Here is a 15,929-nt window from a genome sequence, read left to right as displayed (position 1 = left end):
GGGGGCTTGCCGATGCATCAATTACTTCTTCAGCATAGCGGTTGGGTAGTGGCGCTGTTCGCCCTCGGGATAGGGATGTCAGTCGCCTTGGCAGCATGGATTGTCAGTCGAAATGTAGCCGAGATCCCACCAGAGGATCGCCAGTACAAGGACGCGCCGCCGCTTGCATTTCGCCTTGCCTGGATTCCGATCCATTGGATTAGTCATGCAATTTCCGGCTATATGCCGGCGAAGCAGCATGATGCCTTGGTTGTGCGATTGCGCAAGGCGGGCCTTGAGTACTCGTTATCTCCATCTCAATTTATAGCAGGTTCCATCACTTCTGGTTTGTTAATTGCCATTTTGACTTGGTGGGGAACGAGCACTTTCGACATTCCAAGCGAGGACGGTACCGGTATTTCCCTGATGGGGTATTTACAGTTTAGTGCGGTCGGCTTTTTATCCGGATACGCCTACCCGTTCATCTGGCTACGGGACCTGATCCTCCGAAGGAAAAGCGAGCTGCTCAAGTCTATTCCCTTTTATCTGGACATTATCACCTTGTGTGTCGAGGCTGGGCTGAACATGCAGGGGGCGATGAGCCAGGCCGTTGCGAAGGGACCGAAAGGAGTGCTGCGCGATGAGTTCCAGCGCGTCTTGCGCGACATTCGTGCTGGGAAGAGTCGTGCGGAGTCATTACGCACGATGGCTGAGCGACTTGCGGAGCCAAATGTCACGAATTTCATCACTGCCGTCATCCAAGCAGAAAAAATGGGGATGAACCTTGGTCCGGTGCTACGGGCGCAGGCGGACCAACGGCGCAGCGAGCGATTTCTTCGCGCGGAAAAGCTGGCGATGGAGGCGCCAGTGAAGATGCTGTTCCCCCTGATTGCCTTCATTTTCCCATGTACGTTCATCGTCCTTTTCTTCCCGATCGTCATGAAATTCATGAACTCTGGGCTGTAGCAATAGATGACCATACAAGCTGACATGGATTTGTCCAACCATTACGAGGCTAGATTGCATACGCGCTCCGGCAGCCACTCCATCAGACTACACACCGCCCGTGGGCTATGGGAGCGATTCCGCGGTCTCATGCTTTCTACACAGCTTCCTCAAGGCTTAGGCTTTCTGATCCCGAGATGCTCGAGTGTTCACTGTTTTTTCATGCGCTATCCCATCGACGTCGTGTATATCGACAGCGAAGGCCGCGTGTTGAAATATGTCCGTGGGCTAGCGCCATGGAAAACAAGTGTCCTGGCGCCTAGGCGCGGATTGAAAGCCGGCGAAGTTCATACGCTTGAGCTAGCCGCAGGAAGTATCGACAAGTTTGCAATTGACTGCGAAAGCCAGTTGGTCGACGTGCCTTGCAGATCAAGGCCGGTGTCGGGATCTCCAGTTAAACACCAGGGCCAGCGCGGATCTGCGATGACGGAGTTTGTCGTCGTCGGGCCTCTCATTACGCTGCTGGGCTTGGCCATTTTGCAATATGGTCTTCTCTTCTTCGCAAAGAATCAGATAAATCATGCGAGTTTCATGGCTGCAAGGGCAGGTAGTGTGGGCAATGCGAGCCTGGAGAAGATAGAAACTGCCTTTGCTAACGCTTTGGTTCCACTGTATGGCGGTGGGCAGTCTGCGACGGAGATTGCCGCGTCCCTCGCCAAAGCCAAGGCCGATTTGGCGGGCAACGTGCGGATTGAGCTAGTCAATCCGACCAAAGAAAGCTTCGACGACTGGAACGATCCTGTCCTTCAGGCGGCACTGAAGACCGGATCCCGGCGGGTTATCCGAAACAGCAACCTGCCGTTTTTGAGCCCCGGGATGGACGAGGTTAAAGCGAATTCAGGACAGAACCGGCAGGACGCGAATCTTATAAAACTACGGATCACGCATGGTTACATGCCGAAGGTCCCGGTTGTGTCGAATATTTATAAGGTCTACCTGAAGTGGCTGGACCCGAAGTCTGATTCTTTCCATACCAAACTGGTGGAGTCGGGGCGTATCCCGGTGGTTACTCACGTGACAATGCAAATGCAGTCGCATCCAATCGAGAGTGACAACCCAGTGTCCCTGCCCGGTGCAGGTAACGGCGGCCAGCCAGCAGACCCGGGAGACCCGCCAGTAGCCAATACGCCGCCACCGGAGTGCGGAACCCTCAGTTGCCATCCTTCACAACCGAAACCCTCACCTCCAGTTGACCCAGGTGGGCCATGTAGTGGAACCGATTGTCCAGTTTGTGAAGGCCCGTCTGCCTAGCAACTATGCATAAATTCAAATAGCAGATCCCGTTGATGAAACGGGCAGCGTTTAGCCATCCATTTTGTTTCAAAGGGAACGTGCATGAAAAACAAATCGGCCCTGATGATTGTTATGTTTTGCTGCGCATTTGTCACAAAATCGACGCCGGCCCAGATCCCACTGCCAGGCAGTTGCGATCCCACGATCCAGAGCTGCGCTCCAGGAACTACCCCGCCCCCTGGACCGGGTGGACCAGGATCGTGCGGTCCGCAGCCCGGTGGCGGTACTTGTGGAGCGCCGGGTCCGGCAACTAGCGCAAGCAACACTGGTGTAGACGTTGGCGCCGGCAATCCAATCAATGTTATCAGCGGCAACAAGTACCAACGCGAGGTCGACATGCCACCGCTGCCTGGCGTCCTCGGGCTGGAACTGGTACGACATTACAACAGCGCATACAGCAGGCCGACGCATACGAATGGCATCGTTGGCCGTGGCTGGAAACTGAGCTACGAGACAGAGCTGCATGTAGTAGGCCGGACCATTCAGATCGTGCAGGCAGATGGATCGCGCGTGATGTTCGCGCGCGATCCGAATGACCCCAGCCTTTGCAGCACAGCGGAACCGTCCCAAGGTACGGTGCGAATCACGCGCACTGCGCGTGGCGACGAATACCGCTGGCTCTGGGCTGACGGCCGCATCCTGAGTTTCAACGCCGCTGGCAAGCTGCTCCAGATTGCCGTTCCCACAGGTGAATTCCTGAGCTTACAATACGATTCGAGAGGCTTGTTGCTTGGAGTCACCGATCCGCAGGGACGCAGTCTGCGCCTGCACTATCTCTCGGCCGAGTTGGCGCGCGCGGGTGACCGCTTCCGTGGCGTGCAATTCATCGACACACCCGTAGGCCGAATCGCATATGAATACGGAAGTGTGATGCCGAAAGCTGCCTTGGGTTCGAGCAAGGACGTGCTGGCCAATCTGGTAAGCGTTAAAGGTCCAGATGGCCAATGGCATCAGCGTTACTATTACGAAGACCCGCGTCATCCGACCCTACTGACTGGCATGAGTGTCGAGGAGCCGGGAACGACGGGCAAGCCAGTCGTCCGTCGTATCGCGACCTATGGATACGACGATCAGGGTAAAGGCAACCTCACGGTTCGGGGACTGCCGGCACGCCTGAAGACTGGTCCCGACGGTAAGCCACTGCAACCCGCATCCCTGGTCGAGGGTACCGGTGTGGAACAGGTGACCCTAGATACCCGTACTGCCGGCCAGACCGTCGTTAGCAACAGCCTTGGAAAGAAAACGGTTTACCGCCATATCATCTTGGCAGGGCAATACAGGCTGCTGGAAGTGCGGGGTGCGGGATGCGCCAGCTGCGGCGACAGCGACGTTCGGTACCGTTATGACGACATCGGCAGGTTGATCGAAACAATCCGCCTATCACCCAGCGGAACCCCGCTAGAGGGAATATCGACGGAGTATGACCATGGGGGGCGAATCTCCCGGGTTAGCCGGACCGATTACCGTCACGGTAAGCCCCATCAATCTAGTTGGATCGAGCGTTACGAGTACATTGGCGATGCCCGGCGTCCCCATTTGATTGCGCGCCCCAGCGTTGTTCCTGGCCTGGAGACGCAGACGCGCTACCAGTACAATGCGCACGGCCAGCCGCTTGCTATCACCGAGTCCGGATGGACCCCGACAAGCGGAGAGGAGAAAGTGCCGCAAGTCCTCTCCCGCACCACGCGCTACGGCTACACGCTGGTAAGCGGCCGCAGCCTGCTTACCACGATCGATGGCCCGCTTCCGAACGGGCCAGGCGCCACGCCCGTAACGGCCGATATCACGGCACTCGAATGGGATGCGCGGGGCAACGCAGTGACGGCCATGACCCTACCCGGTGGAATGCGCAGCCAGGTGCGCTACGACGCGGCTGGCCGCATCGCTGGAGTCGTCGGACCGAATGGCCAGGCATCCACCTATGCGTACAACGCCCGTCACCAAGTCGTTGCAATTGATCGTGGCGGAATAGGGCTGGGCTTTCGCTACGATGGAATGGGCAACATGATCGAAACTGGGGAAGACGCTGGAAATGGCTACCGACCTGTCCTGCGCTTCGACCATGACAACGCCGGGCGCCAGACATCGGTGGCCTCGCACATCGGCATCGCGGCGATTCGTCATTACGATACCGAGGGCAAGCTGCTGGCGGAGAGCGTGATGTCGGCGAGTTTTCGTCAAGGCCGGCGCTTCCAGTACGACGCTACCGGACGCCTGACTGCGCTGACCGATGACGCTAGCGGGACGCGCCGCATCGACTGGAATGCAATGGGCTTACCCGGCGTTGTCACCGATGCCCTGGGCCGCCAACGGCATTTCCGCTACGACGAAAGAGGCCAGCTGTCGCAGGTAACCGAAGCCGCCAACACGACGCAAGCTGGCCTGTACGACACGACGCTGCGCCTGGGACGTGATCCACTGGGCCGGATCGCGCGCATCGCCACGCCTGGTGGTTTGACGACACACCAGCTTATCGACGATTTCGGGCGCATCGTCGCCACCGGTAATGCCGACCGCGGCATGCTTATGCGGCGCTACGACGAAGCCGACCGGTTGGTGAAGAGCGCCGATGCGAACGGCAACTGGGCCAACTACGAGTATGACGTGGCCGGGCGTATCGTCCGGCAGACCCTGACTGATCCGCGCGCGCCAAAAGGTCAGCGGGAAAGCGTGACGACCTGGACTTACAAGGGCTCCCGGTTGACCAGGATCGACCATCCTGGTCAGCAGGAACAGTACACCCACGATGCCGCCGGGCGTATTACTACCAGGACCGTGACGCTGTCGTCGCCCGGTGGCAAGGCCGTCACCAGCCTGACCGAATATGCCTATGACCCGAATGGTCGCTTGTCCGGCATGTCCCTGCCCGACGGCAGCATGCTCGAGTACCGGCGCAATGGCCAGGGCCAGGTCGTGTCGCTCGAGCGTCACCGTATCCGTACCTCCTGGCTGCGCTGGCTGCAATCTCCCGAGGTCATCGTCAGGGACCTGGAGCGCGACATCGTCGGTTTGCGCAGCGCCGCCTACGGCAACGGGGTGCGTGCGCGCTACCAGCGCAGTGCGCAAGGGGTGCTGGCCAGGGTCGACTACCGCGCGCCGCCACGTGTGGCGCCGGCTGCCGGCATGACACTGGCGCTTTCTGTCCTGTCGGGCGCCAGGCCGGCCGCCGCGGCGCGTGCGCGCGCGGCGGGTCTGCACACCGGCCCGAACAATGGATTCGCGGCGGTGCCGACACTGCCGGGCGCGCTTGGACACCCGCGTGATCGGGATGCCTTGCTGGATCATCGCTATCTGTGGGACGCCGAAGGTAACCTGCTCCTGCAGGAAGCCGCCGACCGGACCAGTAGCTATGCCTACGATGCCCAGGATCGCCTGGTCGCCAGCGCCACGGTGCTCAAGGTAGGCAAGACGCTGCCGGCTATGAGTGTCAGCCGCTACCTGTATGATGGCGCTGGCAATCGCGTGCTGTCGCAGCAGGACATCGACAGCCAGGATGAACTCACGGCCGGCACGCGTGCGGCACGCTACGCGCCCGGCAGCCAGCGCTGGCTCGGCGATACCGCGACCACGGCACCCGTGTACGACCCGACCGGCCAGCCTGTTACTGCCGGGACGAGGACCTACCGCTGGGACGCCGCCGGCCAGCTACGCGAGGTGCGTGCCGGGAACAAGGTCCTGGCGCGTTACCGCTACGACCACCGGGGCCTGCGGGTGGCCAAGGAAAGCGGCGGCACGCTGCGCCACTACCTGTACGAAGACCGCAAGCTGCGCGCGGAGCTCTCCGCCGACGGCTCGATCGCCCGCCAATACGTGTACCTGGCCGATCAGGTCGTGGCGGTGATCGACTGCGATGACACTACCCTGGTCGCGCAGCCGCGCTCGGCGTTCGCCCAAGCCGTGGCCGACCTGGGGGCGGCAGTCGCCGGCTGGTTTTCAAGGCCGGACACAACCGCCTATCTGCATACCAATCACCTGGGTGCGGTGGAGGCGGCTACTGACCGTGAAGGAAAGCTGCTCTGGCGCGCGGCATATCATCCCTACGGCAAGCTTTCTAGCCTGAGCGCGCAGCGCGGCTTCGAGCTTAACCTGCGTCTGCCAGGGCAGTATCTCGATACTGAAACCGGACTGCACTACAACGATCGTCGCTATTACGACCCCGAGCTGGGGCGTTATCTCTCGCCCGATCCGATCGGGCTGCACGGCGGCGTCAACAGTTATGCCTACGTGGACGGCAACCCGCTGAAGTACGTGGACCCGAGCGGGCTGATTCTGTTTGCCTTCGACGGCACCGGCAATAGCGCTAATCCTGGGTCGGGAGCGTCTTTGTCGAATGTGCGGAAGATATACCAGGCCTACGATGAGAAGCTGAATGGAAGTAAGTTCTACATTACTGGCATCGGTACCACGGACATCAACATGAGCTATGAAGGCAATGTGGCCAACGGCGACGGCTTCGACCAGCGCGTCGCGCTAGGCTTCAAGTTCCTCGACGAGTTTATCGACAGCGATACCAAATCGGACCTGATCGACATTGATGTAGTCGCTTTCAGCCGGGGCGCGGCCGAGGCACGGGTCTGGCTAAACCAGCTGGTGGGAAAAATGCGCAATGGCCAGTACACATCCGTCAACAGTCGAAAAACCCGCTGTCTCAACCTGCGCTTCGAGGGTCTGTTCGACACCGTCTCGCATCTAGGCTACCTGCACGGCAACGACGACAAGTATGACTTCGGGATTCCTACAGCGGTGCGCCATACAGCGCATGCCGTTGCCCTGAATGAATACCGCGGCGACCCGGTGAGCTTTCACCTGCGCTCGATCCTGGGTTCGCAGCAGCCATTGCGAGCCAACCGGATCGAACAAGCCTTCGTTGGCGCCCATTCGGACGTTGGCGGTGGCTATGAGTCGGGCGACCTGGCGGATGTGGCGCTGATGTGGATGCTGAACCAAGCCCGGCAACAGGGGATCAAGTTCGATGAAGACCTGATTACGAAGGCGGGATGGAAGACCGTCACCCTCCCCATCCTTCACGACAGCAGCAACAACCATCTCAACGTGCCGAGGCTGGCACCGCATTACGACAATCGAAAGATTATTTACACGGATGGTAAAGAAGTGCAAGCCTTGGAGAACACACGAGTCGGCGGATACAGCATTGCAGATACAAAGTCCCTCATCCGTTACTACAACCGCTGGTGCGGTCAACCCGGCTCGCCCGCAGTTGGGCTGGTGGACATGGCGAAATACAGTGAGTGGACCAAGAAAATGAGCCTGTCAGTATTTCTGTGTGGAACGGGGTCATGAAATAATCTCGAAAGGACTGTTCCATGACCGAAGTGATGACCACCAAAAAGCCCAAGAAACAGAAAGCCGCATACCCATTCCCGGTCGAGCTGATCGACCAGTTGCTCGCCCAGGTCGAGAACAAGGACGCCGAATCGATCCTCGGTGAAGCTGGCCTGGCCGGACAGCTCAAGAAGATGCTGGCCGAGCGCATGCTGTCGGCCGAGCTGAGCCATCACCTGGCCAGCGAGGGCGAAGGCAGCAAGAATCACCGTAACGGCAGCAGTCCGAAGAAGGTGCTGACACCGGGCGGCGAACTCCATCTGGACATTCCACGTGATCGCCTGTCGAGCTTCGAGCCCAAGCTGGTGGCCAAGCACCAGCGCCGGATGACGGGCTTTGACGATCACGTCATCAGCATGTACGCGCGCGGCATGAGCGTGCGCGAAATCCAGGGGCATTTGTTGGAGCTGTACGGTACCGACGTCTCGCCAGACCTGATCTCGACCATCACCGACGAGGTTCTCGAAGAGGTCAATCAATGGCAGCAGCGGCCACTCGAAGCGATGTACCCGATCGTCTATTTCGACGCGCTGCGCCTGAAAATCCGGGACGAAGGCACCGTCAAGAACAAGGCCGTCTACCTGGCCTTGGGCATTCGTGCCGATGGCCGCAAGGAGGTGCTGGGCCTGTGGATCGAGCAAACGGAAGGAGCCAAGTTTTGGCTGAAGGTTTTCAACGAACTGAAGAACCGAGGACTGGAGGACATCCTGATCGCCGTCGTCGACGGCCTGCGCGGCTTCCCTGAGGCCATCGAGGCGGTATACCCGCAAGCGCAGATTCAGACCTGCATCGTACACCTGATTCGCAACTCGACAACGCTGGCAGCGTGGAAGGACCGCAAGGAGCTGGCGGCGGCCCTGAAGCCCGTCTACCAGGCTGCCAATGCTGACTTGGCTGAAGCGGCGCTTGACGCGTTCGCGGCCGGGCCATGGGGCACCAGATTTCCGACGGTGGCAGCGATGTGGCGCCGCCAGTGGCAGCAGGTAATTCCCTTCTTCGCCTATCCGCCGGAAGTGCGCACCATCATCTACACGACCAATGCCATCGAGAGCTTGCATATGCGCCTGCGAAAGATCGTCAAGAACCGCGGCCACTTCCCCAGCGACGAAGCAGCAACCAAATTGTTGTTTCTGGCCTTGCGCAATATCGAGAAAGATTGGAAGATGCCGCAGCGTACCTGGAAACAGGCTGCCAATCAGTTCGCCATTATGTTCGGCGAGCGCTTCACGAACGCAATTACCTAACTACGAATTCTGGCCCCGCACACAGAATTTCTGACAGGTCCAAGAAAATAGGTATTAGCATCGCCTTCCAGCAACCCGTCCAAACCCGTATCTGCGAATGAGGACCCAATGGAGAATCGCCACGTTAAACGTTCAACGCGCACCCGCGCGCTTTTTAAAGTCGGCGCCATTCTGGGGTTAGCTCTCCTTGTTTTGGGGGGCGTCCGCCTGTGGCAGGGCGAGCCCGCCACAGGCGGGGCCGTGCTGAACTTCACGAGCACAATACCGGCTAAGAGGATCGAAATCAGTAGCGCTCGAGACCAGGCCGGACGTCCCTTCGCACATGCAGGTTCCTTTCATCACTCTGACAAGCCAATGAAGGGTGGAGCAACAATGGGAAGCGCGCCGGACACTTTTGGATTGCCAACTTGGATCGAGTTCAAATGGCAGGAGTTGCTGTACCCTGCGCAACCACGCGAGTTGTTCGCCACTGAGGAAGCTTGGAATGCCTATGTCAACGAGCGATACTGCGCGGCGCCGCTAAAGATAGCGCGCGTCACGGTGGCCGAAAAGGTGCCCGCATGGGCACTCGAAGAGGTCGCCAAATCGCGCGCAACGACGCCGCCGGATCAGCTGCCCGACAAGATGCTGTGGCTGCATTTCATCTGGACAACTGAGGGAATCAAAATGCGTTGGAAAATCCACAATAGCGAGCGTGGGGGCAATTCTCCCGAAGGTGGAGACCCCATATGAAATTGTCGGCCTGACGACTACATGACCGCCAGGACCGTGACGGTGTCGCCGCCCGGCAGCAAGGCCGTCACCAGCCTGACCGAATATGCCTATGACCCGAGCGGTCGATTGTCCGGCATGTCCCTGCCCGACGGCAGCATGCTCGAGTACCGGCGCAACGGCCAGGGCCAGGTCGTGTCGCTCGAGCGTCACCGTATCCGTACCTCCTGGCTGCGCTGGCTGCAATCTCCCGAGGTCATCGTCAGGGACCTGGAGCGCGACATCGTCGGTTTGCGCAGCGCCGCCTACGGCAACGGGGTGCGTGCGCGCTACCAGCGCAGTGCGCAAGGGGTGCTGGCCAGGGTCGACTACCGCGCGCCGCCACGTGTGGCGCCGGCTGCCGGCATGACGCTGGCGCTTTCTGTCCTGTCGGGCGCCAGGCCGGCCGCCGCGGCGCGTGCGCGCGCGGCGGGTCTGCACACCGGCCCGAACAATGGATTCGCGGCGGCGCCGGCACTGCCGGGCGCGCTTGGACACGCGCGTGATCGAGATGCCCTGCTGGATCATCGCTATCTGTGGGATGCCGAAGGCAAGCTGCTCCTGCAGGAAGCCGCCGACCGGACCAGTAGCTATGCCTACGATGCCCAGGATCGCCTGGTCGCCAGCGCCACGGTACCAGCTACGCGAGGTGCGTGCCGGGAACAAGGTCCTGGCGCGTTACCGCTACGACCACCGGGGCCTGCGGGTGGCCAAGGAAAGCGGCGGCACGCTGCGCCACTACCTGTACGAAGACCGCAAGCTGCGCGCGGAGCTCTCCGCCGACGGCTCGATCGCCCGCCAGTACGTGTACCTGGCCGATCAGGTCGTGGCGGTGATCGACTGCGATGATACTGCCCTGGTCGCGCAGCCGCGCTCGGCGTTCGCCCAGGCCGTGGCCGACCTGGGGGCGGCAGTCGCCGGCTGGATTTCGAGGCCGGACGCAACCGCCTATCTGCATACCAATCACCTGGGTGCGGTGGAGGCGGCTACTGACCGTGAAGGAAAGCTGCTCTGGCGCGCGGCATATCATCCCTACGGCAAGCTTTCTAGCCTGAGCGCGCAGCGCGGCTTCGAGCTTAACCTGCGTCTGCCAGGGCAGTATCTCGATACTGAAACCGGACTGCACTACAACGATCGTCGCTATTACGACCCCGAGCTGGGGCGTTATCTCTCGCCCGATCCGATCGGGCTGCACGGCGGCGTCAACAGTTATGCCTATGTGGACGGCAACCCGCTGAAGTACGTGGACCCGAGTGGCCTCATTCTGTTTGCCTTCGACGGCACCGGCAATAGCGCCAATCCCGGGGCGGGGGCATCGTTGTCGAATGTGCGGAAGATATACTAGGCCTACGACCAGAAGCTTAACGGGAGAAAGTTCTACATCACCGGCATCGGTACCACGGACATCAACATGAGCTATGAAGGCAATGTGGCCAACGGCGACGGCTTCGACCAGCGCGTCGCGCTAGGCTTCAAGTTCCTCGACGAGTTTATCGACAGCGATACCAAATCGGACCTGATCGACATCGATGTCGTCGGCTTCAGCCGCGGCGCGGCCGAGGCACGGGTCTGGCTGAACCAGCTGGTGGGCAAAATCCGTAATGGGCAGTACACATCCAACAAGAGTCGAAAAACCCGCTGTCTCAACCTGCGCTTCGAGGGTCTGTTCGACACCGTCTCGCATCTGGGCTACCTGCACGGCAACGACGACAAGTATGACTTCCGGATTCCTACAGCGGTGCGCCATGCAGCGCATGCCGTTGCCCTGAATGAATACCGCGGCGACCCGGTGAGCTTTCACTTGCGCTCGATCCTGGGTTCGCAGCAGCCATCGCGAGCCAACCGGATCGAGCAGGCCTTCGTTGGGGCTCATTCGGACGTTGGCGGCGGTTATGCCTCGGGTGACTTGTCGGATGTTGCGCTGATGTGGATGCTGGACCAGGCCAGACAGCAGGGCATTAAGTTCGTTGAACAGACTGTAAAGGATTCCGGATGGGATATCGTCACACTCCCCATCCTTCACGACAGCAGCAACAACCATATCCAAGTGCCGAGGCTGGCGCCGCATTACGACAATCGGAAGATTGTCTATACGGACGGTAAAGAAGTACAAGCTCTGGAAAACACACGAATCGGCGGCTACAGCATTGCAGATACAAAGTCCCTCATCCTTTACTACAACCGCTGGTGCGGTCAACCCGGCTCTCCCGCAGTCGGGATGGTGGACATGGCGAAATACAGTGAGTGGACCAAGAAAATAGGTATTAGCATCGCCTTCCAGCAGCCTGCGCAAACCCGTCTCTGCGAATGAGATATCCAGTGAATACTGCCCACACCAAACATTCGACGCGCACCCGTGCGCTATTCATGGTCGGCGCCATTCTCGGGCTGCTCCTCCTTGCTTTGGGGGGCTTTCGCCTGTGGAGAGGTGAGCCCCCAACAGGAGGAGCCGTGTTGAACTTCACGAGTACGGTGCCAGGCGTCCGGATCCAGATCAGGAACGCGGTGGACCAGGCCGGCCAGCCATTTCTTCACGCAGGCTCCTTTGGGCCTTCTGATGACCCTATGAACGGCGGTGCTACGATGGGAGGCGCGCCAGGCACTTTTGGCCTACCAGTCTGGATCGAGTTCACATGGCAGGAGTTGCCATACCCCGGGCAGCCGCGCGAGTCGTTCGCCACCGAGGAGGCCTGGGGCGACTACGTACGAGAGGTGTACCGGGCTGCGCCGATGAAGACCGGGCGCGTCAAGGTGGCGGAAAAGGTGCCTGCATGGGCATTAGACGAGGTCGCCAAGTCGCGCGCCACCACGCCGTCGGATCAGCTACCCGACAAGATGCTTTGGTTGCATTTCATCTGGACGACCGATGGAATCAAGGTCCGTTGGAGGGTCAATAGTTCCACCGACATCAAGCAGGACTCGGAAGGGGGCGACCCTTTGTGATGAAGTTTCATATAGGTGCCGAAGGCAATCGACCCCTACAGGAGGCAGCCGACCAGATGAGCACCTACGCCTATGATGCCCAGAATTGAGGTGTACTGTCAATAACGGACACGCTCGTCTTAAGCCGCCTGCGGCTGTTCGCTGAAGGATTCGGCGAACAACGCTGGCGGAACAAAGCCGATGCGGGAATGGCGCCGCTGTCGGTTGTAGAAAATTTCGATGTATTCCTGAATCGAGGCCTTTGCCTCAGCACGGGTGGCATAGCGGCGATAATGAACAAGCTCATTCTTCAGCGTGCCCCAGAAGCTCTCCATCGGCGCGTTGTCATAGCAGTTCCCGCGGCGCGACATCGACGCGCGCATGCCGAACTGCGCCACCAGCTCCTGGTAGGCATGGGCGCAGTATTGGCTTCCACGGTCCGAATGATGGATCAGCCCTGGCGCCGGCCGCTTGTGGCTCACGGCGCGCCACAAGGCCTGCGTCGTCAGCTCCTGCGTCATGCGCTCGCCCATCGCGTAGCCGACGATCTCGCAGGTAAAAACGTCCTTTACGCCGGCAAGATACAGCCAGCCTTCGGCAGTGGAGATATAGGTGATGTCGGTCACCCACACTTCGTCAGGCCTGTTCGGCGCGAACCGCTGTTCCAGCAAGTTCTCAGCGATGGGAAGGTTGTGATTCGAGTTTGTCGTTGCGATGAATTTGCGCCGTTGTTTGCAGCGCAGATTGAGCTCCTGGCGAAGTCGGCGCACACGGTCGCGACCAACTTCATGGCCCTGTGCAGCAAGCTCGTGCTTTATCCGAGGCACCCCGTAGGTCTCTCGGGTTTGCCGATGCACTGCCGTAATCAGGATTTTCAACCGAGCGTCTTCCTGCTCGCGTGTCGATGGCTTGGCCTGCAGCGAGTTGTAGTAGCCGCTGCGCGAGACGTCCAATACCTGGCACATCAGCTTCACAGGATAGCCAGGGAAATCGAGTCGCATTGTCTTTATCCACGCGTACTTGGCAGCGACTCCTGCGCAAAGTACGCCGCCGCTTTTTTTAGGTTCTTCGCGGGGAATGGGGGAAGACGGGGTTGACGATCTAATCGGGAGGTGGTGGCGGTGGCCTGATGTTGGTAGATTGATAGTCGCCAAACAAATCAGTCTATCAAACCACCGCCATGCTCAATGCTATGTCGTCTGTCCCGTTTTGGGAAGGCCATATTGTCGACACCGTCCAAGAACAAGAAGACGGATCACTGTTAATCGTTCTCGATACCTGCCCGGCAAGGGATGCTGTGTGCGGAGCGTGCCACCAGCCTTGCGCCCTGGTGCATGAGCGCCGAAGGCGTAAGGTGCGCGATCGCGACGTTCTGGACAAGCGCGTCTGGCTCGATGTGCCGGTACGGCGGCTGGACTGCCATCACTGCAATGCACGAGTGGCCGAGCACATTGTTTGGCTCGACCGCCGGGCGCGCATCACGCACCGCGTGCGTCTGTGGGTCGAGGCGCTGGCGCAGTTGCTGCCCATAGCCCATATAGCCCGGTTGACCGGGCTGCACTGGCATACCATCAAAGAGATTGATCATCGGCGACTAAAGCAGCTGCACGGCGACTTCTCGGCGGTGGGCGTACGCCGCTTGGTCATGGACGAATTTGCCCTGCACAAGGGCCATCGCTACGCTACCGTGGCCATGGATGCCGAGCGTATGCGCGTCTTGTGGGTTGGGGAAGGCAACAGCCGGGAAGCGATCCGGCCATTCTTTGAGCTGCTGGGCGAGCAAGGCTGCCAGCGAATCGAGGCGGTGGCCATGGATATGAACACGGCCATGGACCTTGAAGTGCGTCAGCAATGTCCAAACGCGGAGGTGGTCTACGATTTGTTTCATGTCGTGGCCCGCTTCGGCCGCGAAGTCGTCGACCGGGTGCGCGTCGATCAAGCCAATACGTTACGGGCCGAACCAAAAGCGCGCCAGGTCATCAAGCGTAGCCGCTGGCTGTTACTACGCAACCGCGACAACCTCAAGGCCGAACAGGCCGTCAAGCTCGAAGAACTGCTCGCCGCCAATCAGCCGCTGGCAACGGTCTACCTGCTCAAGACCGAATTGAAAGAGATCTGGTATGCGCCATCGGTCCGGGAAGGTGCTCGTCGATGGAAGGCTTGGCTCAAACTCGCCTTGGAAAGCCATATCACACCGCTGATCCAGTTTGCCAAACGGCTGGCCAAGTACCGGCGCGGCATTCTGGCTTCGGCCATCTATCCGATGAACTCATCGATCCTGGAAGGCGTCAACAACCGCATCAAAGTCATCAAGCGCATGGCCTACGGATTTCGGGATGCATCCTACTTCTTCCTGAAAATCAAGGATGCGTTTCCCGGCAAAACGCGATGAACCTTTTTTTACGATGTCCCGCTCCATCTCTGCCTGGGCTAGCTGCTTGCGCAGCTTCGCGTTCTCCGCTTCCAGCTCGGCCACAGAGCGGCTTCCAGGGGCTGCTGTTGCGGCCGGCCCGCGTTTGGCGGCTGCTACCCAATTGGCCAGCGTCCCTTTTGGGATACTTACTCGTGCTGCTGCCTGCTCAATGGACAAACCCTGCGCCAGCACCAGCTTCACGGCTTCTTCCTTGAGTTCCGGGGTGTACGTCTTCTTCAATGTCTTCATAAAGGCTCCTGTTGGTGAACTTTACCAAACAAGAGTGTCCGAAAAAATCAGCGTACCTCAAATCGCCTGATCGTCAGCGCTGCGGCATTCAAGACAAACAAGACGTCGCTTTCCTCGAATGTCAACCGCAAACTGAATGACGGCGCTGACAACCGCTGCTGCCGCAGAATGATATAGGCAATCAAGATGAATTGGGAACGGCAACGGCAACGGCGACGCGCGGCGTATGGTAGGCGCCGGCTTAGATGCTGGCTGGACCACAACGCATATGCAAAACCGGTATAGAACCCGACCGGCTAAAAGTCGGCCGGATGGCCTACCGCCTAACGCCGACAGCGGCGCAGATGCAGCTTTCGCAGGGAGCTCGCGAGGCGCGTCCCACTCGGTTTTCCGGTTCGAATCGAGGTGCAGGATGATGCCCTGCGCGCCTTGGCCGCAGCAAAGCACCAGCGCCACGCCACCGCGTGGTGCAAACGGATGATCGGCACAGACTCAGCATAGTCAAACTAGTCGACGAAGTTTGCCTCGCTCTCCTTGCGCGCGACAACCTTCAATTCGCGCAGCAATTGTAGCTGGTTCGCGTCTTCGACGAATCGTTCACTCAGGATCGGCACGCCGTCGAGGGTTGTCGTCGCATTGAGTATGCCCGGGTTGGCCCCAGCGTCCACGTTGTTAAAGGCCTTGCGCGGTAGCCCGCGGCCACCTCGTCCGATTGAGCGTGGGGACGGCCA

The 15,929-nt window shown here is 59.7% G+C and carries 11 protein-coding genes and 2 pseudogenes; 10 read left to right on the top strand and 3 right to left on the bottom strand.

The genetic code is table 11. From position 1 onward, the window contains the following. The first annotated feature begins 12 nt into the window (after positions 1-12). The 9 genes from MasN3_RS00675 to MasN3_RS00635 all read left to right on the top strand — a co-directional run bounded on the left by MasN3_RS00675 (position 13) and on the right by MasN3_RS00635 (position 12,557). Positions 13-945, top strand: coding sequence for a type II secretion system F family protein (locus MasN3_RS00675; RefSeq protein WP_281911400.1), 933 nt, complete (start codon positions 13-15; stop codon positions 943-945). Between the two features lie 6 nt (positions 946-951). Continuing rightward, the gene (locus MasN3_RS00670; protein ID WP_307730396.1) at positions 952-2,235 is read left to right on the top strand and encodes a DUF192 domain-containing protein; all 1,284 of its coding nucleotides are present in this window, start codon (positions 952-954) and stop codon (positions 2,233-2,235) included. A gap of 84 nt (positions 2,236-2,319) precedes the next feature. After that, complete coding sequence (locus MasN3_RS00665; RefSeq protein ID WP_307730395.1) at positions 2,320-7,578, top strand: RHS repeat-associated core domain-containing protein; 5,259 nt, start codon at positions 2,320-2,322, stop codon at positions 7,576-7,578. Between the two features lie 35 nt (positions 7,579-7,613). Further along, the gene (locus MasN3_RS00660) at positions 7,614-8,864 is read left to right on the top strand and encodes an IS256 family transposase (RefSeq protein WP_281913402.1); all 1,251 of its coding nucleotides are present in this window, start codon (positions 7,614-7,616) and stop codon (positions 8,862-8,864) included. 108 nt (positions 8,865-8,972) lie between these two features. After that, positions 8,973-9,596 carry a hypothetical protein gene (locus tag MasN3_RS00655; RefSeq protein ID WP_281911396.1) on the top strand — a complete coding sequence of 208 codons (624 nt, stop codon included), beginning with the start codon at positions 8,973-8,975 and terminating at the stop codon, positions 9,594-9,596. 21 nt (positions 9,597-9,617) lie between these two features. Continuing rightward, positions 9,618-10,463, top strand: coding sequence for a hypothetical protein (locus tag MasN3_RS00650; RefSeq protein ID WP_281911395.1), 846 nt, complete (start codon positions 9,618-9,620; stop codon positions 10,461-10,463). Continuing rightward, positions 10,441-10,959 (top strand): RHS repeat-associated core domain-containing protein, encoded by a 519-nt coding sequence (locus MasN3_RS00645; RefSeq protein WP_281911393.1) that lies wholly within the window; start codon positions 10,441-10,443, stop codon positions 10,957-10,959. The genes MasN3_RS00650 and MasN3_RS00645 overlap by 23 nt, the downstream gene beginning before the upstream one ends. Positions 10,960-11,025: 66 nt before the next feature. After that, on the top strand, positions 11,026-11,925 hold the full coding sequence (locus MasN3_RS00640; RefSeq protein WP_307730394.1) for a phospholipase effector Tle1 domain-containing protein: 900 nt from the start codon (positions 11,026-11,028) through the stop codon (positions 11,923-11,925). A 140-nt stretch (positions 11,926-12,065) separates the two neighbouring features. Further along, entirely contained in the window at positions 12,066-12,557 is a 492-nt protein-coding gene (locus tag MasN3_RS00635) for a hypothetical protein (RefSeq protein WP_281911391.1), read from the top strand. 119 nt (positions 12,558-12,676) lie between these two features. On the opposite strand, the pseudogene MasN3_RS00630 reads toward MasN3_RS00635, so the two are convergent. Further along, positions 12,677-13,642: pseudogene (locus MasN3_RS00630) on the bottom strand (IS3 family transposase); the annotation flags it as partial. 86 nt (positions 13,643-13,728) lie between these two features. Here MasN3_RS00630 and MasN3_RS00625 point away from each other — a divergent pair. Continuing rightward, a complete protein-coding gene (locus MasN3_RS00625; protein ID WP_370662345.1) occupies positions 13,729-14,928 on the top strand; it encodes an ISL3 family transposase in 1,200 nt (399 codons plus the stop codon). Here the strand turns inward: MasN3_RS00625 and MasN3_RS00620 are convergent. Together MasN3_RS00620 and MasN3_RS00615 are read right to left on the bottom strand one after the other, a co-directional pair. Further along, positions 14,929-15,198 (bottom strand): annotated as a pseudogene (locus tag MasN3_RS00620) (transposase); the annotation flags it as partial. A 506-nt stretch (positions 15,199-15,704) separates the two neighbouring features. Then, a complete protein-coding gene (locus tag MasN3_RS00615; RefSeq protein WP_281911388.1) occupies positions 15,705-15,866 on the bottom strand; it encodes a hypothetical protein in 162 nt (53 codons plus the stop codon). Between the last annotated feature and the right edge of the window lie 63 nt (positions 15,867-15,929).

This window comes from Massilia varians (assembly GCF_027923905.1).
In the GTDB taxonomy this organism is placed as follows: Bacteria; Pseudomonadota; Gammaproteobacteria; order Burkholderiales; family Burkholderiaceae_D; genus Telluria; species Telluria varians_B.
Note: the sequence above shows the minus strand (reverse complement) of the source record. Positions and strands in the feature narration are given on the sequence as shown.

Bases quoted from the DNA above. Each gene is read 5' to 3' on its own strand.
- MasN3_RS00675 (WP_281911400.1), top strand. From the start codon at position 13: ATGCATCAATTACTTCTTCAGCATAGCGGTTGGGTAGTGGCGCTGTTC.
- MasN3_RS00670 (WP_307730396.1), top strand. From the start codon at position 952: ATGACCATACAAGCTGACATGGATTTGTCCAACCATTACGAGGCTAGA.
- MasN3_RS00665 (WP_307730395.1), top strand. From the start codon at position 2,320: ATGAAAAACAAATCGGCCCTGATGATTGTTATGTTTTGCTGCGCATTT.
- MasN3_RS00660 (WP_281913402.1), top strand. From the start codon at position 7,614: ATGACCACCAAAAAGCCCAAGAAACAGAAAGCCGCATACCCATTCCCG.
- MasN3_RS00655 (WP_281911396.1), top strand. From the start codon at position 8,973: ATGGAGAATCGCCACGTTAAACGTTCAACGCGCACCCGCGCGCTTTTT.
- MasN3_RS00650 (WP_281911395.1), top strand. From the start codon at position 9,618: ATGACCGCCAGGACCGTGACGGTGTCGCCGCCCGGCAGCAAGGCCGTC.
- MasN3_RS00640 (WP_307730394.1), top strand. From the start codon at position 11,026: ATGAGCTATGAAGGCAATGTGGCCAACGGCGACGGCTTCGACCAGCGC.
- MasN3_RS00625 (WP_370662345.1), top strand. From the start codon at position 13,729: ATGTCGTCTGTCCCGTTTTGGGAAGGCCATATTGTCGACACCGTCCAA.